This is a genomic window from Longimicrobiales bacterium, assembly GCA_028823235.1.
Classification (GTDB): domain Bacteria; phylum Gemmatimonadota; class Gemmatimonadetes; order Longimicrobiales; family Gaopeijiaceae; genus UBA2589.
Genome location: JAPKBW010000009.1, coordinates 1 through 21,514 on the forward strand (window position 1 = coordinate 1; position 21,514 = coordinate 21,514).

General features: G+C 62.1%; 19 protein-coding genes and 1 tRNA gene. 3 read left to right on the forward strand and 17 right to left on the reverse strand.

Annotated features, from left to right (window positions below):
* Positions 1-265: 265 nt before the first annotated feature.
* The 6 genes from OSA81_06785 to OSA81_06810 form a co-directional block, all read right to left on the reverse strand.
* Positions 266-338 (reverse strand) — tRNA-Lys (locus OSA81_06785).
* Between the two features lie 541 nt (positions 339-879).
* On the reverse strand, positions 880-2,928 hold the full coding sequence (locus OSA81_06790; protein ID MDE0898704.1) for an aminotransferase class III-fold pyridoxal phosphate-dependent enzyme: 2,049 nt from the start codon (positions 2,926-2,928) through the stop codon (positions 880-882).
* The gene (locus OSA81_06795; protein MDE0898705.1) at positions 2,916-3,599 is read right to left on the reverse strand and encodes a class II glutamine amidotransferase; all 684 of its coding nucleotides are present in this window, start codon (positions 3,597-3,599) and stop codon (positions 2,916-2,918) included. Before OSA81_06795 ends, OSA81_06790 begins: the two co-directional genes overlap by 13 nt.
* A gap of 8 nt (positions 3,600-3,607) precedes the next feature.
* Positions 3,608-4,645, reverse strand: coding sequence for an N-acetyl-gamma-glutamyl-phosphate reductase (gene argC, locus OSA81_06800; GenBank protein ID MDE0898706.1), 1,038 nt, complete (start codon positions 4,643-4,645; stop codon positions 3,608-3,610).
* The gene (locus OSA81_06805; protein ID MDE0898707.1) at positions 4,642-5,544 is read right to left on the reverse strand and encodes a RimK family alpha-L-glutamate ligase; all 903 of its coding nucleotides are present in this window, start codon (positions 5,542-5,544) and stop codon (positions 4,642-4,644) included. The genes argC and OSA81_06805 overlap by 4 nt, the downstream gene beginning before the upstream one ends.
* Positions 5,544-5,726: a hypothetical protein gene (locus OSA81_06810; GenBank protein MDE0898708.1), complete on the reverse strand. Its 183-nt coding sequence runs from the start codon at positions 5,724-5,726 to the stop codon at positions 5,544-5,546. Before OSA81_06810 ends, OSA81_06805 begins: the two co-directional genes overlap by 1 nt.
* A 124-nt stretch (positions 5,727-5,850) precedes the next feature.
* On the opposite strand from OSA81_06810, the gene OSA81_06815 reads away from it, so the two are divergent.
* The gene (locus tag OSA81_06815) at positions 5,851-6,492 is read left to right on the forward strand and encodes a hypothetical protein (protein ID MDE0898709.1); all 642 of its coding nucleotides are present in this window, start codon (positions 5,851-5,853) and stop codon (positions 6,490-6,492) included.
* Between the two features lie 248 nt (positions 6,493-6,740).
* Positions 6,741-8,012, forward strand: a complete 1,272-nt coding sequence (locus OSA81_06820) for an MFS transporter (protein MDE0898710.1) — start codon at positions 6,741-6,743, stop codon at positions 8,010-8,012.
* A gap of 16 nt (positions 8,013-8,028) precedes the next feature.
* Here OSA81_06820 and OSA81_06825 read toward each other — a convergent pair whose 3' ends face one another.
* The 5 genes from OSA81_06825 to rplS all read right to left on the reverse strand — a co-directional run bounded on the left by OSA81_06825 (position 8,029) and on the right by rplS (position 13,161).
* Positions 8,029-9,378 carry a M20/M25/M40 family metallo-hydrolase gene (locus OSA81_06825; GenBank protein MDE0898711.1) on the reverse strand — a complete coding sequence of 450 codons (1,350 nt, stop codon included), beginning with the start codon at positions 9,376-9,378 and terminating at the stop codon, positions 8,029-8,031.
* A gap of 372 nt (positions 9,379-9,750) precedes the next feature.
* On the reverse strand, positions 9,751-10,128 hold the full coding sequence (locus OSA81_06830; GenBank protein ID MDE0898712.1) for a DoxX family protein: 378 nt from the start codon (positions 10,126-10,128) through the stop codon (positions 9,751-9,753).
* 84 nt (positions 10,129-10,212) lie between these two features.
* The gene (locus OSA81_06835) at positions 10,213-12,069 is read right to left on the reverse strand and encodes a Xaa-Pro dipeptidyl-peptidase (protein ID MDE0898713.1); all 1,857 of its coding nucleotides are present in this window, start codon (positions 12,067-12,069) and stop codon (positions 10,213-10,215) included.
* 87 nt (positions 12,070-12,156) lie between these two features.
* Positions 12,157-12,795, reverse strand: a complete 639-nt coding sequence (locus tag OSA81_06840; protein ID MDE0898714.1) for a ribonuclease HII — start codon at positions 12,793-12,795, stop codon at positions 12,157-12,159.
* Positions 12,796-12,807: 12 nt separating this feature from the next.
* On the reverse strand, positions 12,808-13,161 hold the full coding sequence (rplS, locus tag OSA81_06845; GenBank protein ID MDE0898715.1) for a 50S ribosomal protein L19: 354 nt from the start codon (positions 13,159-13,161) through the stop codon (positions 12,808-12,810).
* A 188-nt stretch (positions 13,162-13,349) separates the two neighbouring features.
* On the opposite strand from rplS, the gene OSA81_06850 reads away from it, so the two are divergent.
* Entirely contained in the window at positions 13,350-14,444 is a 1,095-nt protein-coding gene (locus OSA81_06850) for a M20/M25/M40 family metallo-hydrolase (protein MDE0898716.1), read from the forward strand.
* 41 nt (positions 14,445-14,485) lie between these two features.
* On the opposite strand, the gene trmD is transcribed toward OSA81_06850, so the two are convergent.
* The 6 genes from trmD to OSA81_06880 form a co-directional block, all read right to left on the reverse strand.
* The gene (trmD, locus tag OSA81_06855; protein ID MDE0898717.1) at positions 14,486-15,178 is read right to left on the reverse strand and encodes a tRNA (guanosine(37)-N1)-methyltransferase TrmD; all 693 of its coding nucleotides are present in this window, start codon (positions 15,176-15,178) and stop codon (positions 14,486-14,488) included.
* Positions 15,175-15,744: a ribosome maturation factor RimM gene (gene rimM / locus OSA81_06860; protein MDE0898718.1), complete on the reverse strand. Its 570-nt coding sequence runs from the start codon at positions 15,742-15,744 to the stop codon at positions 15,175-15,177. Before rimM ends, trmD begins: the two co-directional genes overlap by 4 nt.
* 20 nt (positions 15,745-15,764) lie before the next feature.
* A complete protein-coding gene (rpsP, locus tag OSA81_06865) occupies positions 15,765-16,373 on the reverse strand; it encodes a 30S ribosomal protein S16 (GenBank protein ID MDE0898719.1) in 609 nt (202 codons plus the stop codon).
* Positions 16,374-16,679: 306 nt separating this feature from the next.
* Positions 16,680-16,988, reverse strand: a complete 309-nt coding sequence (locus tag OSA81_06870) for a hypothetical protein (GenBank protein ID MDE0898720.1) — start codon at positions 16,986-16,988, stop codon at positions 16,680-16,682.
* Positions 16,985-18,136: a membrane dipeptidase gene (locus OSA81_06875; protein MDE0898721.1), complete on the reverse strand. Its 1,152-nt coding sequence runs from the start codon at positions 18,134-18,136 to the stop codon at positions 16,985-16,987. Before OSA81_06875 ends, OSA81_06870 begins: the two co-directional genes overlap by 4 nt.
* Positions 18,133-21,483 carry a hypothetical protein gene (locus OSA81_06880; GenBank protein ID MDE0898722.1) on the reverse strand — a complete coding sequence of 1,117 codons (3,351 nt, stop codon included), beginning with the start codon at positions 21,481-21,483 and terminating at the stop codon, positions 18,133-18,135. Before OSA81_06880 ends, OSA81_06875 begins: the two co-directional genes overlap by 4 nt.
* Between the last annotated feature and the right edge of the window lie 31 nt (positions 21,484-21,514).

The window sequence follows — 21,514 nt, forward strand, 5'->3', positions numbered from 1 at the left end:
CGCGCCTGTCGGCAAAAGGGACCCGCCCGAGCTACCAGAATTTTTCGGGGAACGGTGTTGCAGTGGAGGCGATGTGTGCGGTCCTGCACCAGTACCGCCCCGTGGCCACCAATGAGGGGGGGCATATCAGGTCTGTTTTGACCCTGAGAAAACCCCTAAAAAGAAGCCCGGTGGGAGACTTATGGGAGACTCAGCAGAGGGTATGGGTCCCATAGAAAAAGCCCCACAAGCTTGTAAGTGCCTGTGAGGCTTAATCTTATCCAAGTGACCCGGCTGGGGCTCGAACCCAGGACCTACTGATTAAAAGTCAGTTGCTCTTCCAGCTGAGCTACCGGGTCGTACTGTCCTAACTGCTTATTGATATTCGTGTTACTGCACTGCTCGCGAGTCGCGAGAAAGGGCGAAACACACGCGAGTCATCCGCATTTGGCCCTTAGGTGGCATTTCTGCACTGGAGGTCACCCTCTCGCCGTGGAGCTTCGCCAACTTCGCGACACACTCCTCAAGGTCCGATTTCGCGACGATCGCATAGCGCCGATACACGGCCTCGGTCTTGTGGTCCGTTAATCTCATAGCAACCGAGCGTGGAACGCTAGCCCTTTCGAGGTTCCGAGCAGCCGTGCGTCGAAGGTGGGGCACAAGGCGATCGGCAAGATCACCGTGAGCGAGGGGGCCACAGGCCTTCGCGGCCTTCTCACGAGCCCTCTCCCACTCCGATCGGCAGCTCCTGATTCGCCTCCCCTTCTTGTCGTGAAATACCCACGGAATGATCTGATACGTCTCGACCTCGAGATCTCGTGTGACGACCCGTCGCTCGTCTAGCAGTGCTTCCAGGTCGGGGAGTGCCGTAACCGGAAACGCTAAGCAATCCTTCGGTGGTCAGGTCGAGAGCACTTCCGCGAGCAGCTCTCCGACACCTGCCGCGTCGTCGTCGGACATCACAATCGGCGGCAGCAACCTGAGTACCGTGCGCCCTGCTGTGAGCGCCAACACTCCCTTCTCCATGAGCGCGTGCACGTACGGCTTGGCTGGGACTCGGAGTTGGATGCCGATCATCGCGCCGACTCTTCGCACCTCTTTCACGACCTTCAGTTGACGTTCGATCGTGGGACCACAGATCGCTTCACCGACTCGATTAGCTCCTCCGATGACATCCGGGGCACTAAGCACGTCGAGCGTGGCCGCAGCCGCCGCGCACGAGAGTGGATTCCCACCGAACGTCGAGCCGTGCTGCCCGAGCTCCAGACCGATCCCCTTCCGTACGACCGTCGCGCCCAGCGGTAGACCGCCAGCAATGCTCTTCGCTAGGCAGAGGACATCCGGTACCACGCCGGAGTGCTCGAACGCGAAGAGCCGGCCCGTCCGGCCGAAGCCCGTCTGCACCTCATCGAAGACGAGCAGTGGGCCACGGGAGTCACACGCCTCACGCGCCGCCTGCAGGAACTCGGGGTCAGCCACGTGCACCCCGCCCTCTCCCTGCACCAACTCCAGAACGACGGCGGCTACCGAGTCATCGATCGCGGCCCCAAGTGCTTCCACATCGTTGTATCGGACACGCCGCACCCCACCCATCAGTGGGCCAAACGGCTCTCGATACCTTTTCTCAAAGGTCACGGACAGCGAGCCCATCGTTCTGCCGTGAAACGCCCTCAGGCACGAGACAAAGTCCGTCCGACCTGTGTGCGCCCTGGCGATCTTCAACGCGGCCTCGACTGACTCGGTCCCTGAGTTCGACAAGAACGTCCGATCCAGCTCTTCGGGGAGCGCCCGGTGGAGTCGTTCTAGAAAACGGGTCCTGACCGGAGTCACCAATGCTCCAGGCACGCACCAGACACTCCCGAGCTGCTCAGCTACGGCAGCTTCGAGCACAGGATGGCGATGCCCGAGTACCAGCGATCCGTTTCCGCCGACGCAGTCTATGTAGTCCCGCCCCGCCGCATCCGTGACGGTCGAACCATTCGCCGAGATGATTGCCAGTCCGCGCTTTCCATACACGTCGAGTTCGTGCGCAGCATTTCGGTCGACCCATTGTTTGTTCTCTGTCGCTCCGGTCCCAGCGTCGGCCGAGGCATCGCGGCTCGCACCCGGCTCATCGGCAGGCTCAAGGTCGAGATCGGGCGAAAGCTGGGAGCACCGCACGGTCGTTCCCGCGCCCGCCAGTGCGGCCGACACGGGAGCGGGGGCTCGGCCATCGGCGAGATGGTACACCGGCCCGGCTCCGTCACATCCATCAAACAGCGACCGAAGCGCCCGAATTTTCCGCCGCATACGACCAGAAACCCGCCCTTCCCACTCAGGCAGGTCTCGGGCCTCTATCTCCGGGACCACTGATTCGGGATCTGTAGGGTCGGACAGAAGTCCGACTTCCTCGATGAGTGACACCACATGGGTCGCGTTGAGCTCGCGCGCGAGAAGGGCCAGCACTTCATCGTTCTCGGTGTTGAGCGCGGTACCGTCCGCTCCCACAATTGGGACGGTCAGTACCGGCACATAGCCGTCATCCAGAAGCGTCCGCAGTAACGAGGTGTTGAGTCGCTTTGGCTTCCCGGACTGATCTCGGAGTAGAAACTTCCGCCCGTCGCGACGAATCCGGATGCCCTCGTTCTGGACGCCCTCCACGAGACCTCCATCGAGCCCGGTGAGGCCGATAGCATTCACGCCGCGCTGGCGAAGGGACTCGACGAGCCGCTTGTTTCTGATGCCCGCGTACGACGCGAGCATCACATCGATTGCGTCATCGTCTGACAGTACACTCGTGAAGCCAGAGATCGACTCCACCACCTGAGGCGGCTTCCCTAGGGCGGTGCCCATTTTATCGCGCAGCTTGTTCGCGCCATGCAGAAGCACAAAGGGTCGCTCGAGTGATGCCAGGTCATCAGCGATCGCCGTGAGGTCCACGTCACCTCCGCCGACCTTTACGAGAAGCATGGTGCTCCTCCCTGCAGTCGGAAGGTGGAGCCGTTCTCGACACCGACCCACTCGGGAGACGCCTCGGCCGTGCCGATTTGTTCGGAGCAGACCAGGCGAATACCCGGACCCTGGCTCAATTCCGCACGGTGCAGCGTAAAATAGTCAGGATCTTCCGAGTACCTGCCATGGACGTACAAATCCTGTCCGTCACTCACCACAAGGTTGAGGGCGCGCACATACTCCGAGCGAGTGGTGATGACTCCGTCGAGACGCCGCAGCGCCGCCTCAATATCGCCGCCCGCTCCCTCGGCAAAGCGCATGAGAAGGCGCTGAAGACGCGCGGCGCCAGTCGCACCCGGAGTGGACAGCCGGACACCCCGCAGCTCCCCGTTGAAGGCGAACGCGACCTCATCCTCCATGAACGGCATGTTGTTTTCGACTACGATGCCCTCATTACGAAATGCACTGCGGGCGTGGATGACGGCCAATGAGGTGGGTGGTAACACGAACGCGGATTCCCATATGGGCTCGACTGACCGGTACCGCTGCCACCGTCCACGCTCCCGCCAGGCGACGCCCCAGCCGTGTCCCTGATACTCGGTGCTCGACTCGCAGGCGTCGGAGAAGGACTGAATCCACGGACCGACCGCGATTGGCTCGTCCGCTTTAATCGCAAAAATACGACACATATCAGCACTCAGACCGGGTGCAGGCCGGGGAAGCTCAAGCCAGCAGTCTCATCCCACCCCATCATGAGATTCATGGCCTGAACCGCCTGTCCGGCGGATCCACGCACCAGATTGTCGATGGCCGCTACGACGACGAGTCGGTTGGAGCGCGGGTCGAGCTCGAAGCCGATGTCACAGAAATTCGTGCCAGCCAGAAGCTTGGGCTCGGGGAACCGATAAGGACCGGACCGCTCCGACACGAGTCGCACGAAGGGCTCTTCAGCATACCGCTCACGGTAGAGGCGCCACACGTCTCGCTGAGTCAGGGCCTCATTCAGGAATACGTGTGCCAGCACCGCCGCCCCACGCACCATGTCGATGGCGGACACGCTCATGTGCACCTGAGCCGATCCCGAGCGACCGAGCGCCGCTTCGATTTCTGCGGCGTGACGATGCCCCGTCGCCTTGTACGGTCGGACCACGCCCGACCGCACGGGATGATGAGAGCCCGCGTTTGGGACTGCCCCACCCTCACTGGACCCGACCTTTACGTCGAGCACGGTGCGATCTCGGTGGACGACCCCAGCCTCGAACAGTGGAAGAAGTGCAAGGATGGATACCGTGGCGTTGCACCCACCCGTCGCGACGCGCTCCGCACCACGAAGTGCCTCCCGATTCAGTTCGGGCAGACCGTAGATGAACGTGGGCAGTAGGTCCGGTCGAGGATGAGTCCCGTAGTGCTCCTCATACAGAGAGATATCGTCTAGGCGGAAGTCCGCGCTCATGTCGACGATGCGGTCCGCTCGTCCCGACAGATCATCCCAGCGCTCGGAGGCTTCCCCGTGCGGCAGCCCGAGAAAGAGAACGTCACTGTGGGGGACGTCCTCCGGAGCGCAGAATGTCAGATCGGTCGAGCCACGTAGATTCGGATGAGCCTTGCTTACCGGCCGCCCCGCCAGCCGTCGCGACGTCACCCCCGCCACAGTGACTTCCGGGTGGGCCAGCAGCAGCCGCAGCAATTCCCCGCCGCCATAGCCCGAGCCTCCAAGGATCGACACGTGGGTCATTCGTGCACGCCTCCGCACATACCGAGCACGGCTGCGGCCATCAGACCTGGAATGTCCACGCCGGTTGAGTCGACTGAGTTCCGAAACTCCATCGTCGCGTTGACCTCGTTGACTTGATAACCGTCGCTGGTCTCGAACAGGTCAACCGCGACCATACCACCGCCAACCGCGTGCGCGGCTGCCACCGAGGTCGCTGCGAGGTCGGCATCGACCTCGCGCCCCTCGGCCGAAGCACCAAGCGCTGTGTTCGTCCGCCAGCCGGTGGAGCGACGGGTGATTGCCGCAACACAGCGATCGCCGATCACGAAGGCTCGGACGTCGCTGCCACCGGTCTCGACGAACCTTTGTAGATAGGTGACCGCATGCGGTGCACCGCCGATGGCCTCCTTATGCTCGAGGGCCAGCTCGAGTGCATCACGATCATTCACTTTCCCGATCAGGCGCCCCCACGACCCGATCACTGGCTTCACCACGAGCGGATATCCGATCTCGGCGGCGGCCGCGAGTCCGGACTCGGGTGCGAACGCAATCGACGCACTGAGCGTGGCCACCTCGGCTGCGAGGAGCGCAATCGTAGTCCGTGCCTTGTCACCACAGGTCTCGATCACCTGGCCCGAGTTCACGGGACGCCCACCACAGCTCTCGAGCCAATGGGCCAGCACAGCGTTTCTCCACTGGCTCTTTGAGCGAAGAAGAACTGCATCACACACCGGGATCACGGAAGGCCAGCTAGCAAGATCTCCACCGATCCGACGGTCATCGACCACGGTCAGCTCGACCCCACGAGCCACAAAGGCCTGCCTGAGCATTTTTTCCTCAGGCCGCAGCCCCGAGCACACGAGGACGACAGACGGGCCGGGCGACCCGGGCGCACCCCGTCCCTCAGTCGCCTCGGTCACTACTCACCCCAGTCCTCGGCGGACATGGGAGCCTCGGCGAGCACAATGGTGGGAAGAAGTTGCGTGACTTCCAGCTCACAACCGCAGTCGTCGCAGTCGATCAGCTCACCCAACATCGCGTCGGACGGTGCGTCGAGGGCGCCCGCGCAGACGGGACATTCAAGAGAGGTGGCAACAGACATCGGAGGCTCCAGTGCAGGATTCACAGTTCATTCGGAGCGGGATGATGGACACAACCGTGACGGACACGAAGGAATCAAGTAAAATCACATATACTTCACAGATTTTGTTTGGTATCGCACATTTATGAAAAAAATATCAGACGCGGTCGCGGAGATCGTCGCAAACGACTGGGTACTCAAGGTCGGTCTCGCAAAACGGCTCATGAATCTGAGTCAGGTGGCCCGCCACATTCACGCGACGGTCGAGGCACGCACCCAGAAGAGCGTGGAGGGCGGGGCAATCACCATGGCCCTGTCACGTCTGCGCGACGACCTGCCTCCACTCGATGACAAGCTTGGAATCGGACTGGCCGATCGAGTCACAGTCCAGAGAGGCTTGGCGGTCCTCACCTTCGCCAACACCCCGGAGGTGCATGTGGGCCTCCTCACACTGCAGCAGCGGGTCCGTGAGCGGGACCGTCACCTGACGCTCACAGAGGGCATACGTGAAATCACCCTCATCATCGACGAGAGTCAGCTGGACACTGTCTACAAGACGGTAGGCCGCCGCCCCCAGCGGATCAGTCCGGGAATCGCGAGCCTCTCGGTCTCACTGACAGAGGAGAATCTCGCGACACCAGGCATCCTCTATCGGCTCCTTCAACCCCTCGCGCTTCAGGGCGTGAACCTCGCGGAGGTCGCGTCGACGACGAGCGAATTCCACGTCTACATCGATGAGGCTGACGTGATGCTGGCACTCGAATCGTTGTACGCCGCGTTTCGGTGAGTTCTCTCATCTCCGCTACGCGCGACCACGCCCGAGCCACACCCAACCCTAGACACGGCGCTCGAGGCCGAAGCCCTGCACGCTTCACGTCAGAGGTGACCGAAAGGACGTGTCGGGTGCGCTGATCGGATTCCTAGTCACGATCGCGTGATAAGCACAGCCAGAGATCGTGAGATAGTGGGAGCCGGAGCCAGAACGCCTCGCTACATTCTCACGGCCGTACTTCCCGCCACATCATCGCAGTTTCCATGAGCCCATCAGAACAGAGAACCCCGCTTCGGCGCGCGCTGATCATCACTGCGCTGATCGCTTCTGGCGAAGCGGTTTTCCTGCTCCCGTTCGTTCTGGCTCGTGTTTTCCGACCGACCTTCCTCGATGTCTTCGGGGTCACCAACCTCGAGCTCGGAACGGCGTTCTCGTTCTACGGGATCGTGGCCATGGCAGCCTACTTTGCCGGTGGCCCGCTCGCCGATCGTTTCCCTGCCCGACGCCTCATGACCGCGGCGCTCATCGCGACGGGTCTCGGCGGTGTGGTCCTCGCGGGGATCCCATCGCTCTCGGTCATGAAAGCTCTCTGGGGCGTTTGGGGACTCACCACGATTCTCCTCTTCTGGGCTGCCATGCTCCGGGCCACGCGGGAGTGGGGCGGCACCGCCGCACAGGGTCGGGCGTACGGGCTACTCGACGGAGGACGGGGCCTCCTCGCCGCCGTGATCGCTTCCTTTTCAGTCCTGGTCTTTGCAACGATGCTGCCGAGCGATGTCGCATCGGCTACGGCGGCCGAGCGGGCTGCCGCGTTCCGCGCAGTCATCTGGGTTTTCACAGGCATGACACTCGTGATCGCAGCCTTCGTGTGGATCGTCGTGCCGGACATGGCACCCGATGCGGACACCGAGGCTCCGCCGAAGCTCTCACTGCTGGGCGTGAGCAAGGCCTGCCGGATGCCTGCCGTCTGGCTGCAAGCAATCATCGTGGTATGCGCCTACGTCAGCTACAAGGCGACAGATGACTTCTCGTTGATGGCCCGAGACGCTCTGGACTTCAATGAGGTGCAGGCCTCGGGGATCGGAACGCTCTCCTTCTGGATCAGAGCAGTCGTGGCGGTCGCTGCCGGATATCTAGGCGACCGGGTGGACTCCTCGAAAGTGATCCTCTGGGGCTTCGCTCTGGTGATCGGAGGAAGTCTTGTGATCGCCTCGGGGATCCTCGTGCCGGGAGTCGCCTGGATGCTGATCACCACGATCGTCACGACGAGCGTCGGTATCTACGCGCTCCGGGGCGTCTACTTCGCACTGCTCGCCGAAGGGTCTGTACCACTGGCTTTCACCGGCAGTGCTATCGGATTGGTGTCCGTTGTCGGATTCACGCCCGACGTATTCATGGGCCCTTTGATGGGGATCCTGCTCGACAATTCACCCGGGCTCCAGGGACATCAGCACGTGTTCGCAGCGGTTGCGATCTTCGGCGTCGTGGGCCTCGCTGCCACAGCGATGTTCCGCAGAATCACTCAGGTTTCCTGAAGCACCCATCACAAGGTCAGCCGGGCGTGTACGCGCCCTGCGAAAGTCGCAGAAGGAAGACCGCTGCAAGCTTCGTTCGGATCTCCATCGCCCTGAGATCCAGCGTCTCATCGAAGGAATGGGCCGCCGCCCCCATCCCCCCGATCGCAGCAAGCGCCGCATCGACGTACGGTGCCGCCGACGTGATGTCCGCACCCCCGAGGCGCATCGGATCGATCACCTCGATCGGGCCGATGCCCATGTCGCGGCTCGCCTGATCGTAGATCGCGTGCAGCCGGTAGTTCGACTCTCTTGGCGGCATCCCACTGGGCACGCCACGAACTTCTAGCGTCGCGCTCGTGCCGAGAAGATTCCGCGAAGCGATCTCTCTCATGCGAGCGATAACTCGCTCTCCCTGCTCGGCGGAGATCGTACGCAGATCCCCGGTCACCGTAGCAGTCTCCGCGACGACATTCGTCACGCCGGATGCCTGCCCCGCGTTGCCCGTCGCGTCACGCTCGACCTCGCTCCCGCCGAGAATGATTCCGGGATTGAAGGTGAGGAATTCCTCCCCCGCGAGTTCCTCCCGGAAACCATCAAGGATTCGAGCTGCCTCGAAAATCGCACCGTACCCGAGCTCTTCAGTGAAGATTCGAGACGAATGACCGCGCGTCCCGGTCGTTGTCAGAGTCCAGCCAGTACCACCACGACGGGCCACAGCGGCCGTCTCGGCAATCTCCAGTCCCTCGAACCCAAGAGCGACGTCCGCCCACTCGGCAGCCGTGACGAGGTCGCCGCGCGCGAGGTCGCGCGGCGAACCGATGCGCTCTTCATCCCCGATCATCGCGACCGTGAGATTCATCCCACCCAGCAGACCCTCCGACTCCAGGGCCTCCAGCGCCTGCAGCATGGCGACCAGTCCGCCCTTCATGTCGGAGACCCCCGGGCCCTTCACCGTCGCTTCATCGATACGCTCATACGTCTGGAATGGGTCCTCCGGGCGAAAGACCGTATCCAGGTGACCGATGAGCAGCATTTTCGTTCCCGACCCACGACGCTCAGCAAAGAGATGGCCGGCGCGGCCAAAGCCTGAGCCGTCGATCCAGCGAACGTCGAAGCCGAGAGCCTTGAATCGCGGGGTAAGGACGTCAGCCACCTCGCGTACGCCTTGGACGTTCAGCGTATAGCTGTTGAGGTTCGTGAGTTCCTCGAGCAGCTCGAGCGCCTCGTCGCGATGATCTTCGACCCACGCAGACATCGCGATCTCCGCGGGAACCGCCTGGGCCTGCAGCTCTAACGGAGCCAGACCGACGCCGACAGCCAAGGCAACAGTCGAAAAAGAGAAGACGCGCCAACTCGGCGAATGGCTCACAACAGACACTGACACAGACGACTCCGATTGCAATCTGGCAGACGGTTAGGCGTCATATAGCGCCTCCGTCAGTTGAATCCTGGACTCCAAAAAATGGGAGAGGGGCACGCCACGGACTTCAGTACCATCACGCTAGTCCCGACTCCAACGAGCACCAACGGGATGCTCACCGACAGCATATCCATGTCATCCACGATCTGCCGCAGGAGTCACGCTTCAACGACCGAACCGATGGCCCCCACCCCGAATTGAAGCGTGTCCCGACGTGCGATCGTGCCGATGCCGCTGATCCCTCCAGCCCCCGGGGCAGTAGGAATTCCGATCGCACGCGTTCGCTGAGACACGGTGAACGGCATCAGTGCGCAGGGGCGCACGCTCCGCGGTCGATCAGCTTGGCGTCCAGCGCGCACCAAGCCTGGCGTAGGCGATGATCGAGAAGCACAGGAGGTTCAAGCCAGCAAGACTTGGGTCCCCGCCGTGCGTCACCATGGTAAAAACAGCGCCACACATAATAAGGACAACAAGAACAGCGCCATAAGTGGCAAATTTGGGAATAAAGGCTGCGGCGGCTCCGAGCATCTCAAGGGCACCGACCACATAGGCGAAAACCGCGGGATAGCCCCAACCCGCAAAGGTCGCCATCCACATGTCCGACTGTAGGAACTTCGCGGACCCAGACCAAAGCATGACCCCTCCTGCACCGATGGTCAGAAGCCACACCAGAACGTTTCCGACCCTGCTATTCACTGCTCCCTCAAGATTCACAATCCCTCCTCAATGTCTTCCCAGCCAAAAACACTCGCCTATCGTGGACTCTGTGCAGGGACACCACAACCACGAGAATCGCTTCTAGCTGATCAGCCGACCCAACGCGTCTCGGCCGCCAACGACCGGAATCGAGATCGACGTGCCATCAAGATCGATGCTCAGCTGTGTCCCCGGCTCAGGGTGGAGCGTGAATTCCGCGTCGCTGGAGAAGATCATTAGCCCGAGCCGCTTCCCGGCTGGAACAATCTGATCGTCCGGCTGCAGGTCGAACGTCACTTTCCGAAATTCTCCAGGCACCAGCGGAACGCTTTCGCGGAGAGATGCGGCGTTCTGGGGATCCGCCCAGCCCCGCGTAACCACGTTGTCGACGAGCCGCCCTTCGGCTGTCCATGGCAACGCAACGAGCCACACCGAGAGGTTCGCAGCCGTGGCATTAGCCGCGACCCGGATTGTCACAGTCGTCACACCCGAGAGGTGGACGTCCTGCGTGAATTCAGGCGTCGCATAGAGCAGACGACTGCTGGAAGACGGAGCTTGGGCGAGAGCAGCACCCGTGAGCGACACGTCGTCGACGACCTCGCTGGTTCCACGTTCGCCAGAATTAGTGAGCGCCAGGACTCCCACACCATTTCCGTCACCCTGGGGATGCAGCGTAACGCTGGTCGCCTCCGGGTTGGGATAATCGCCGTACGGCGTGGGCGTGTTGTCTTCGACGTCCTCGCGCACAATCCACGCCTTAGGATCGTCCTCGACTCCGTTCTCCACGTCATACAGGTACCTCGTGAACCACCGGTTCATCAGCTCGTGCGGCGGCGGGCCACCGTGGCCACCCTGATGGTAGAAGATCTGAGTGGACACGCCTCGGTCTTTCAGTGCCTGCGAGATCCGATAGCTGTGCTCCGGCATGACGTTCCAATCATTGAATCCGTGCGACATCAGCGTCGCAGCCTTCACACCATCGATGACATTCAGATAGTCCCGGCCCGACCAGAAGTCGTTGTAGTCCCCGGTCACGCGATCCCGCCCAGCGGCCATCACCCCATCTCGCACCGTCAAGTTGCAGTACTCGCGGCCTTCCGGATCACCCGAGTTGATAAAGTCGTAGAGGACGTCCACGTCTTCACCGAGGTATCCACCAGGTGAGCGCACCAGACCGTTCGACCGGTAGTAGTGGTAGTACGACGTGTTCGGCGCGATCGGGATGATCGCCTCCAGTCCGTCGACGCCCGTGGTCGCGGCGGCCAGCGGCAGCGTCCCGTTATACGAGGTGCCGGTCATCCCGACCTTCCCCGTCGCCCAGAAGGCCTCCACTGGGTCGCCGCCATCGGCAGCCGTGTAGCCGTCAGCGCGACCGTTCAGCCAGTCGATGACCGCCTTCGGCGCGAGCGACTCGTTGATCCCACCGACCGTCGGGCACCCCTGAGACAGCCCGGTCCCAGGAGACTGTGAGTGGATCACCACGAATCCGCGCGGCACCCACGTGCCGACGTGGGAATTGGAAATGATCGGACGCCTGCTCTGATGCTGAATGGCCGGCATATCTCCGCGCACGGGTGGGGTGTCACCGATTTCGTGTTCAACATTCCAAAAATATTCGGGAGCGGTCGTCCCAGTTCCCGAGTAGTACGGCGAGGACTCGTACACGACCGCGAGCCGCAATCCCTCTTCCGTCTGGGCCGGGCGCGTCACGTCGACGTGCACCCTGTCCGGACGTCCATCACCGTCGGAATCAAACTCCGTCTCGACCCACAGGTCGTGCCGAATCCAGGTCTCCGGGTCCGCGAACGCCTCTACGATCTGAGCCTGGCCATCGATAAACGTCGGCTGTGGGCCCGTGGGCGTCAGCGCGATCGAGGGCGCCTGCGCCTGAGCGCACTCAAATGAAAGCGCGAAGGCGGCGGCTGTCGATGCAAGTGTCAGGGAGAAGCGGAGCTTCATGGTCTTGGTCCGTATGCGTGTATCAGTGTGGTGCCGAAAACGGCTCGCCAACCTACACAGCTCTCGTCTCGATGTCACAACGATACCTCACAATCCGAGGTCGTACTGTAATCCCGTGAATGTCAGCCGATGATGAGGCGTCAGGCCGAGTTCGTCGATGGCCGCACGGTGCTCTGCGGTTCCATACCCCGCATTTCGATCCCATCCGTAGCCCGGGTAGCGGCGCGCGAGCCGCTGCATGAGTCGATCCCGAATCACCTTTGCGACAATCGAAGCACAACCGATCGAATGGATGAGGGCGTCACCATCCACGATCGCCTCATGCTCACGGCCCAGGTACTTCACATAGAGGCCATCGATCACGATATGGCCGGGGGCTTCGGACAAGTGATCCAGAGCTCGTCCCATGGCGACGGTCGTAGCCCGGAGGATGTTGCGACGATCAATCTCTCGGACCGACGCAGCCCCGACACCGACGCTCGTCGCTGCACCGAGGATGAGATCGAACAGCTCTTCGCGTACCCGACTCGACAGCTGCTTCGAGTCGTCAGCTCCCTCTACATGGAGCCCTTCCGGCAGGACAACTGCCGCGGCCACCACCGGTCCGGCGAGGGGACCCCTTCCTGCTTCGTCCACACCTGCCACCAAAAGATCGCGGCCCCAGAACCGCCGCTCGTACTCGAGCAGGTCCTGGGGCCGCGTAGATCCGGAGTCTTCCGGCGTCATAGCCGGACCCGATCAGCGCTGCGAGCGCTTCTCTTTGATTCTCGCCGACTTACCGCGACGACCACGCAGATAGTAGAGCTTCGCTCGGCGAACTCGGCCGCGGCGAACCACCTCGACGCCAGCTACCGTCGGCGCATGGAGCGGGAAGATGCGCTCGACCCCGATACCACTAGAGATCTTGCGGACCGTGAACGTCTCATCGACGCCGCCGCCCTTACGGCCAAGACAGACACCCTCGAACACCTGGATCCGCTCTTTCGCACCCTCGCGAACGCGGTACAGGACTTTCACGGTGTCACCAGGAGCGAAGTCCAGGGTGTCCTCCCGGAGCTGCTCTTTCTCGATTTCTTTGATTATGTCAGTCATTCCAAAACCCCAACAACACGGCCGGAGGCGTTCCGGCAGAGACAACTAACATAATGCAGGCCAAAGAGACGGTGAAGCCCCTGAACGGGCTGTATTCAGCATGTTCACACGGCCCCAAACCCTTGGCCCACCGAACCATCCACACCATGTTGGCTGACCCCGAAACCTCGCAGAAATCCGGAAACATCATGTCCTCGACTCGTCGCTTCCTTCTTGGCCTCAGCACTTTGCTCGTCACCGCGTGTGTCGGCGATACCGCTCAAGACACGACTCCCGCGCTCGCCGACGCCGACATGCCGAGAGCGGCTCGACTTGAGGCCCTGCTGTCGACCCTCGCAGCCGACTCGATGGAAGGCCGGAGAACGGGCACTCCGGGAATCCATCGCGCCGCGGTTTTTCTCGCTGCAGAACTAGAGCGATACGGTGTCGAATCTGCCGGAGACAATGGTTTCCTGCAGACGATTCCGATGGCTCGCGTCACGGTGGATACGCAGGACGGCTCGCGTGAACGGCTCATCATGCCCATCGACACGGACAGCTTCGACACGATCTCCGCAGGGCAGGTGATCATGACCGAAGGCAATGTCGTCGGGATCATTCGGGGCTCGGATCCGGCAGTAGCAAGCGAGACCGTCGTCTTGGGCGCCCACTTCGATCACGTCGGTATCGGGAATCCCGTTGCCGACGAGGCCGGGGTCATGGATTCGATTTACAACGGAGCTGACGACGACGGGTCAGGCACGGTAGCGGTGCTCGAGATCGCACGAACTCTCATGGAAGGCACCTCGCCCCGTCGGACAGTCGTCATCCTGTTGAGCACCGGTGAAGAGATGGGGCTTCTCGGGACTCGCTGGTACATCGAAAATCCGGTCATGCCGATAGCTCAAACCGTGGCGGACCTCCAGATCGAAATGATCGGACGTCCGGATGACGCGGTCGGAGGCTTCGGACGTGCGTGGCTGACCGGGTACGAGCGCACCACCATGGGTGACCAGCTTGCGGAGGCCGGTTCACCGATCGTCCCCGATCCAAGGCTCGATCAGAATTTCTTCTTTCGCAGTGACAACATCGCGTTTGCCCGAATCGGCATCCCGGCGCACACCCTCTCTTCGTTCAATCTCCACGGCGACTACCATCAGCCGTCTGACGAGGTCGACAAGATAGATTTCGCCCACATGGCCGCACTAGTCGAAGCCGCAGTTGAGGCGATTCGCTTCCTAGCAGATGGCCCGACGCCCGACTGGAAAGAGGGCGGAATGGAAGGTCTGAACGGGAACCAGTAGGCTCTGGCAGACCAGCGACTCCGCACTCCAAGTTGGCGGGGTTAGTCGACCTTCAGTTCGGGACGCTGCTTTCTCGTCACGCGCTCCGACTCTTCGGTCCTCCACTTCGTGATGCGGGCATGATCACCTGACCGAAGGACCTCGGGCACCTCATGACCGCGGTACACAGCCGGTCGGGTGTACGACGGTGCGGACAGGTGGGCCGCATCGTAGAACGAGTCGGTGGCAGCGGCGTCGTGATCACCCATCGCACCCGGGAGCAGACGAACGATTGCGTCGGTCATGACGAGCGCGGCGAACTCACCACCGGACACGACGAAGTCACCAAGTGACAGTTCTTCTGTCGCGAGGTGGTCGGCCACACGCTGGTCGACGTCCTTGTAGTGGCCGCACAGAAATGTGACCTCGGGCTCGACGCTGAAGCGAACGGCATCTGTGTGCGTGAAGCGCTTGCCGCGCGCCGACAACAGAATGATTGGACCACTCGGCGCCAGGTCCTCGATCGCCTCGAAGAACGGTTCGGGTTTCATCACCATGCCAGCTCCTCCCCCATACGGGAGGGCGTCGACGGTCTTATGCCTGTCGTGCGTGTACTCCCGCAGGTCGACCGGGTTGTACATGACAAGGTCGGCCTCCGCCGCACGCGCGGGAATGGACAAACCGAGCGGGCCCTCAAAGAAGTCCGGAAAGATCGAGACAAGATTGATCCGCATCGGCTGGGACGCGTCGCTCACGACCCTCGTGCTTTCCCTAATTGCTGGAGGTCCAGCAACCCATCGGGGGGGGCGATCACAATGCGGGCTTTCTCGAGGTCTACTTCCACCACGATCTCGGGACGGTACGGGACCATGATGACACCGTTCTCACCTTGCACCTCGAGAAGGTCCGTGGGCCCCATTTCGAACACCTCAGTCACTCGGCCGACTTCGGTATCGTCGGTCGTGAAGACCGTCATCTGGAGCAACTGATGGTAGAACACCTCGCCCTCGGCGAGCGGTTCGATGTCCTCAAAGGCGCGGTACAGGTAGAGCCCCTTGAGCAGCAGCGCTTGCGAAAGGTCTTCGACACCGCCGAAGTGCACCAAGAACCCTTTTTGGTGTGGGCGGATCGACATGACTCGAAGCGGAGGCATGTCCGGGTTCGGCGCATCATCAGCCTCCCCACCCAATGACAAAACCACCCCGGGAGCGAGTGCGCTCTCGGGGTGATCCGTCAGGGGCCAGACGAAAAACTCGCCCTTGGTGCCATGGGGTTTGTTCAGCTGCCCGACGACGAGGTGACTCGGGTCATTGAGACCCATGTGGTTCGAGAGGTCCGAGGTTACTCGGACTTCTCCTCCTCGGCTGCGGCGGTAGCGGCTTCGGCTGCAGGAGCTTCTTCCGCAGCAGCTTCAGGAGCAGCTTCTTCAGCAGCAGCCTCAGGAGCCTCTTCCTCGGCAGCTTCAGCTTCGGGAGCAGCCTCAGCCGCGGCAGCCTCGGCAGCAGCAGCGGCAGCGGACTCGGCTTCGGCCGCAGCAGCGGCCTCCGCTTCAGCGGCTTCAGCAGCCGCAGCATCTTCAGCAGCCTTCGCCTCAGCGGCCTTCTCGGCCTCAACCTTCCCTTCGGCAGCGCGACGTGCAGCCAGCTTCTCCGCACGCTTGGCCTCACGGGCCTCCGCACCTTCCTCGCCGACCGCAACGATGTTGTCACCACCACGCCGGGCCTTGGCAATGAGTGACTTCAACGTGCCAGACGGGCTCGCACCCTCGCTGATCCAGTGATCCACGCGTTCGAGATCGATCACGAGGCGAGCGGGGTCCGAAAGAGGCTTGTAGTAGCCCAGCGTCTCAACGAAACGACCGTCTCGCGCCGACGTGCTGTGGGCTACGACAACCCGGTAATGGGGCTTCTTCTTCCGGCCCATGCGCCGGAGTCGAATACGTGCTGGCATCTTGTGTTCTGCGGTTGGTCTTACGGTTCGCGCTGTGTTACTACCCAGCGTATGCCCCTTCGCAGTCCGAACGACCGGAAAAAGAGCAGACGCAAAGAATAAAAGGGTCTAGTGGACCTGTACAGCGATGCGGCGGCCTTAATCGAACTCCAATACGGGGGGCGCCTGATCCTTTCCGACGCGTCCCGTCTCCACCTCGGCCTTGAAGTAGTTCTCGCCCTTGACCGGCGCGCCCACGAGACGACGGAGCAAAGCGATCTGACCGACGTGCGTCAGCGCGTCGGCGAAGGGTCCCTGAAACAGTCGCTAAGCCGGACGGCCCAGAGGCTCGGCAGACGCCAGGCGTGCGTCGACCACGGCGAGCCCGGCGAAGAACCGTTCGAGCTGCCGGTCCCAGTCGTTCGAGCCATCCTCACTCCAGCGACGCTCCCCATCGGCCAATGCGAGTCCCCACGCGAAGAGATCGCCCATGTGCGAAAGGATTTCGACGGCTCTGCGTGAGCCTGGAGCAGCCCGGTACGATCCAAATCCTTCGGGTGCATCCAGAAGAGCCTTCCCCCCGCGGTACGCGATGGTGGCAACCATGTGGCGCAGCAGCGTACGCTCGTCGTTCATGCCCACACCTCGGAAAAGAGTCGGGTGAAGTTCTCGCCAAGTACCTTATCGATGACGGCAGCCGTGTGCCCACGGGTCGACATCATCTCCCCGATGGTTTCCAGGCGGCGGGGGTGGTTGAGATCCGGAACGTAGGGAATCGTGTCTTCCCGAGGTGCTGCGATCCCGGCCGCTGACCGCTGCGCCGACACCGCGTCAAACGCCGCCGGGAAGTCACCGCTCACGTCGAGCGGCATGATTCCCTGATCACTTCCGATGCCGACGTGGTCCTCACCACACACATCGAGAGCGTGCTCCAGGTGAGTCAGAACGTCCTCAGCCGTCGGCGGACCGCTCGCGCTCAGGAACGGCATCAGGTATACGCCGAACACGCCGCCCCGGTCAGCGAGCAAGCGCATGGTGGCGTCATCTTTGCTGCGGGGGTGGCGATACACGGCGTTACAACCGGAGTGCGTAATCGATACCGGGCCGGTCGACGCCTGAATCCCATCGGTCGTCGTCTGCGCTCCGCAGTGTGACAGGTCGACCAGAATGCCGAGCTCATCCATCCGCGCTACGGCTTCAATCCCCAGAGCGGTCAGGCCGGTATCGTTCGGCGAGAGACATCCGACCCCGATTCGATTCTCGACGTTGTAGGTCAACTGGACGATGCGGAGGCCGTCCGCATAGAAGTCGTTGAGTCGACCGAGGTCTTCCTCGAAGGGCACCGTGTCCTGAAAGCCGAAAATCAACCCAAGGCCCCCTCGCCGCTTCACGGCCCGGATCTCCTCGACCGAACGAACCACAGAAAGAACGTCCGGATGCGCTTCAGCTTCTCCGATCCAGCCTGCAATTTTCGCGACCGTGGCCTCGTAGGCTGACTCACTCTCGGACGGCCGAGCGTTTACAGTCAAATTCACTGCCGTGATGCCAGAAGCCCTGACGTATTCGAGCGCGGCGTCCGATAGAGGTCGCACACCCTGTGGAATATTGAACTGGACAGGGCCCGCGAGCGCGTCAACGATCAAGCCGTCGTCATACCCGGACCAAGCAGCGGACACCACACCCTCGGAGGACTCAGAGGTGTCTCGGGGCCCGCAACCGAAGGTGCCCAGAGCCGCCGCGGCCATACCTGAGATCCGCAGAAAATCCCGCCGCTGGATCGTCATGCCGGACTCTCGCGCCGATCTCGCAAGCCATCCTCAAGGTCAGCACCAAAGTCGTCCGACACGATGGCCGGACGCCCGAGCGCCCGGAGCCGATTATTCAGTTGTGCGAGCTCTCCATCGAGAAATTTCTGGATGGCCTGCTTCGCTCCTTCCAGACGGTCGGTCAGTACCTGGTGCACCTCCCGCTGCTGCGTCGTGGGGACGAAATCCGATCCCTTCCAGTCGACGTCAGATGCTAGCGCACTGAAGCGACCGTACAATCGCATCGGGTTCCGGAACGAGTCTTCGCGAGCGCCGGTGAGGTTCACGTCGACGAGGGCACCCTCCAGCTCCGTTGCGACCGCCGTGAGTCGCTCGAGTTCAGCCCACACCTCCGCCGCCTCAGCATCCCGGGCAAGAGCTGCCTGCGCCGCCCCTAGTTGCACTCGGGTGTGCTCCATTCGTTCGATCACCGAGGTGATGTCGGTGATCTGATCTCTCATCCCCAACGAAAAAGCCACCTGCTCCTCGATCATGCCAAGTGTCCCCGTCGAATAGGGGTCCTTGAGGACGACCAGCGGCTTCGTGAACTCCTCGCCTCCGATCGTGGCCCGGACGGTATAGCTGCCGGGCACCGCGAGCGGCCCTCGCTGTCCGCGAATCAGGTCGATATCCCAGACATAGACCACGCGGTCCCCGCCCTGCTCCAGTGGGACCCAGTCGCGTCCAGGCGGCTTCGTGTAGAACCGCGGAAGATCAGGCGCCGGGTGTCGCAGGTCCCAGTAGACACGGTTGAGCCCTACTCCCCCGGGCCCATTCAACGTCCGCACGACCTCGCCCGCACCGTCCTCGATCTGGATCGACACTCGGCCCCCGTCGTCGCCGTCGCCCGCAACGAAATAGTCGATGCTCGCACCGTACTGAGGATCGCGCCCAGTGCTCAAGCTCGACTCGGTCTTTACTCCCTGGACCTCCTGCCACCGATAGGCATCGCGGACGTCGAACAGCGTATTCGTCGCAGTGGTCTCTTCGTCCAGGCCTCGTAGGGAGCCGATGTCATCTAAGATGTAGAACCCGCGTCCGTACGTCGCGACGACGAGATCGTCGAAGCGCTCCTGAATGGTGAGCCAGTAAACCGGCGCGGGTGGCATATTCAGCCGCAGCTTCGACCAGTTCGCTCCATCATCAAGCGTCACCCAAAGCGAGTTGTCCGTCCCGGCGAACAGCATGCCCGGGCGTTTCGGATCTTCTCTCACAACGTGGACGAAGGAGTGCGGTGACTGGGGGATCCCGTCGCTGATGCGAGTCCAACTCTCACCAAGGTCAGACGTCTTGTAGATCCACGGGTCGAAGTTCCCCATCTGGTGGAGGTCGACGGAGATGTATGCCGTCTCTTCATCGAAACGGGACACTTCGATGTTGCCGACCGTACCCCACGGGGGGAGGTCCGGGATGTTCTCCGTCACGTTCGACCAGGTAGTGCCATCGTCTCTGGTCAGCTGTACCTGTCCGTCGTTGGTACCGACCCAGATCGTGCCTGGCTCATGGGGAGACTCAGCGATCGCAAAAATCAGTGACCCGTCGTACGTCATGAGATTGTCGATCGCGACCCCGCCTGAGGACTGCTGGTGGTCCTTCAAATTCAGCGTCAGGTCAGGACTGATCTCCCGCCATGAGTGTCCGCCATCCGACGTCCGATGGACGTACTGGCTCCCCACGTAGACGACATCCGAGTCGTGTGGAGAGATATGGATCGGGAAGTTCCAGTGCCACCGGTACCGCATGTCAGCCGGCGCCCATCCATAGCCGGCTTCTGGCCAGACCCTGACGTTGCGCACCTGCTTGTTCCGGTGATCGTAGACCTCCAGTCCGCCGTCGTAGCAGCCCGACCACACCACGTTGGCATCGTCAGGGCGTGGCTGAGAAAAGCCTGATTCGCACCCGCCCACGTCCTGCCAGAGGCCAAGCGGAATCGAACCGGTGCGCGAATTCGATGGGCCCCGGTACGAGTACCCGTCCTGCCGGTTGCCGTAGACGTTGTAAGGGATCTCGTCGTCGACGGCGACGTGGTACATCTGCGCAACCGGAAGTCGGATGTTTCGAAACGTCCGACCGTCCATGGACACATTGGTGTTGCCAACGTCATCGCCGACCATGATTCGATCAGGGTCAGTTGGGTCAATCCAGATATCGTGAGTGTCGCCGCCACCATTGCCCGGATTCGAAACAAGCGTCTTCCCGCCATCGACCGACACACTGTACCGGACGCTGATGAAGTAGAGCTTGTCGGCGTTCTCAGGGTCGACAGCAATGCGAGTGTAGTAGGGCGCCCGCTCGTTCATCGTGTGATTCGTCGAAACGTGCGACCACGACCGACCATAATCGTCGGAGCGATAGAGTCGCGGGGACTCCTCCTCGGTCAGAACATAGACACGCCCGGGGTCACTCCTCGCGACCTCGAGGGCGATCTTCCCGATCGTCTGGTCGTTGTTCGCCGGCAGGCCGCGGCCGACGGAGGAGACGCGCTCCCATTCGTCGCCACCATCGATGGTCCGCCAAACGCCGGAGTCAGGACCGCCCGAGTTCAGGCCCCACGTGTTGATGTGGATGTCCCAGATCGCCGCATAAAGAAAGCGCGGGTTCGTGGGGTCGATCGCTAGGTCGATGCATCCGGACTCCTCACTGACATGCAGAATGAGGTCCCAGCTCTCGCCGCCGTCCTCTGTGCGGTAGACCCCTCGGGTGGCCTGCGGTCCATACGTGTGACCGAGTGCGCATGCGTACACGATGTCGGGATTCGTCGGATGCACACGGATACGACCGATGCGTCCGGAGTCGCCCAGCCCCATGCGCTCCCACGTGGCCCCAGCATCGACCGACTTGTAGATGCCATCGCCCATGGCATGAGCGGGCCGAATCAGGAACGTCTCACCCGTCCCTACCCACACCTGATTCGCGTCGGACGGGGCCATCGCCAGCGCCGACACGGAAGAGGCCTCCTGATCATCGAAAATCGGACGCCAACGAACACCGCCGTCTTCGGTCTTGAATAGACCTCCCGAGGCAGCACCCGCATACATCACGAGAGGATTGCCGGGTTCACCCATGACGGAGATGATCCGATTTCCGTCAGGACCGATGAAACGGTAGGAGAGACCCTGAAGCTGATCAGGGTCGACCGCCTGACCGGAGATTCGGCCGGCGGTCGTGAACGTGATCACGAAAAGCGTGAGCGCCACGAGCCCGGCCTTGAGAAGCCTGGCCGCCTGACCGAGCGAGCGGCAGGGTTCTACAGACGGAGTGTCTTCGAAGAGACCGGATACGGAGTTCAGGATGCTGCTCCTGGACGGATAAGTCGATGATTTCACGGAGGCCGACACATTGGCCGGAACCCATGCG

What these genes read in the sequence shown, in the direction of transcription:
- OSA81_06790 (MDE0898704.1), bottom strand. Translation starts at nt 2,928, where the DNA reads ATGCTTCTCGTAAAGGTCGGCGGAGGTGACGTGGACCTCACGGCGATC.
- OSA81_06795 (MDE0898705.1), bottom strand. Translation starts at nt 3,599, where the DNA reads ATGTGTCGTATTTTTGCGATTAAAGCGGACGAGCCAATCGCGGTCGGT.
- argC (MDE0898706.1), bottom strand. Translation starts at nt 4,645, where the DNA reads ATGACCCACGTGTCGATCCTTGGAGGCTCGGGCTATGGCGGCGGGGAA.
- OSA81_06810 (MDE0898708.1), bottom strand. Translation starts at nt 5,726, where the DNA reads ATGTCTGTTGCCACCTCTCTTGAATGTCCCGTCTGCGCGGGCGCCCTC.
- OSA81_06815 (MDE0898709.1), top strand. Translation starts at nt 5,851, where the DNA reads ATGAAAAAAATATCAGACGCGGTCGCGGAGATCGTCGCAAACGACTGG.
- OSA81_06820 (MDE0898710.1), top strand. Translation starts at nt 6,741, where the DNA reads ATGAGCCCATCAGAACAGAGAACCCCGCTTCGGCGCGCGCTGATCATC.
- OSA81_06835 (MDE0898713.1), bottom strand. Translation starts at nt 12,069, where the DNA reads ATGAAGCTCCGCTTCTCCCTGACACTTGCATCGACAGCCGCCGCCTTC.
- OSA81_06840 (MDE0898714.1), bottom strand. Translation starts at nt 12,795, where the DNA reads ATGACGCCGGAAGACTCCGGATCTACGCGGCCCCAGGACCTGCTCGAG.
- rplS (MDE0898715.1), bottom strand. Translation starts at nt 13,161, where the DNA reads ATGACTGACATAATCAAAGAAATCGAGAAAGAGCAGCTCCGGGAGGAC.
- OSA81_06850 (MDE0898716.1), top strand. Translation starts at nt 13,350, where the DNA reads ATGTCCTCGACTCGTCGCTTCCTTCTTGGCCTCAGCACTTTGCTCGTC.
- rimM (MDE0898718.1), bottom strand. Translation starts at nt 15,744, where the DNA reads ATGGGTCTCAATGACCCGAGTCACCTCGTCGTCGGGCAGCTGAACAAA.
- rpsP (MDE0898719.1), bottom strand. Translation starts at nt 16,373, where the DNA reads ATGCCAGCACGTATTCGACTCCGGCGCATGGGCCGGAAGAAGAAGCCC.
- OSA81_06870 (MDE0898720.1), bottom strand. Translation starts at nt 16,988, where the DNA reads ATGAACGACGAGCGTACGCTGCTGCGCCACATGGTTGCCACCATCGCG.
- OSA81_06875 (MDE0898721.1), bottom strand. Translation starts at nt 18,136, where the DNA reads ATGACGATCCAGCGGCGGGATTTTCTGCGGATCTCAGGTATGGCCGCG.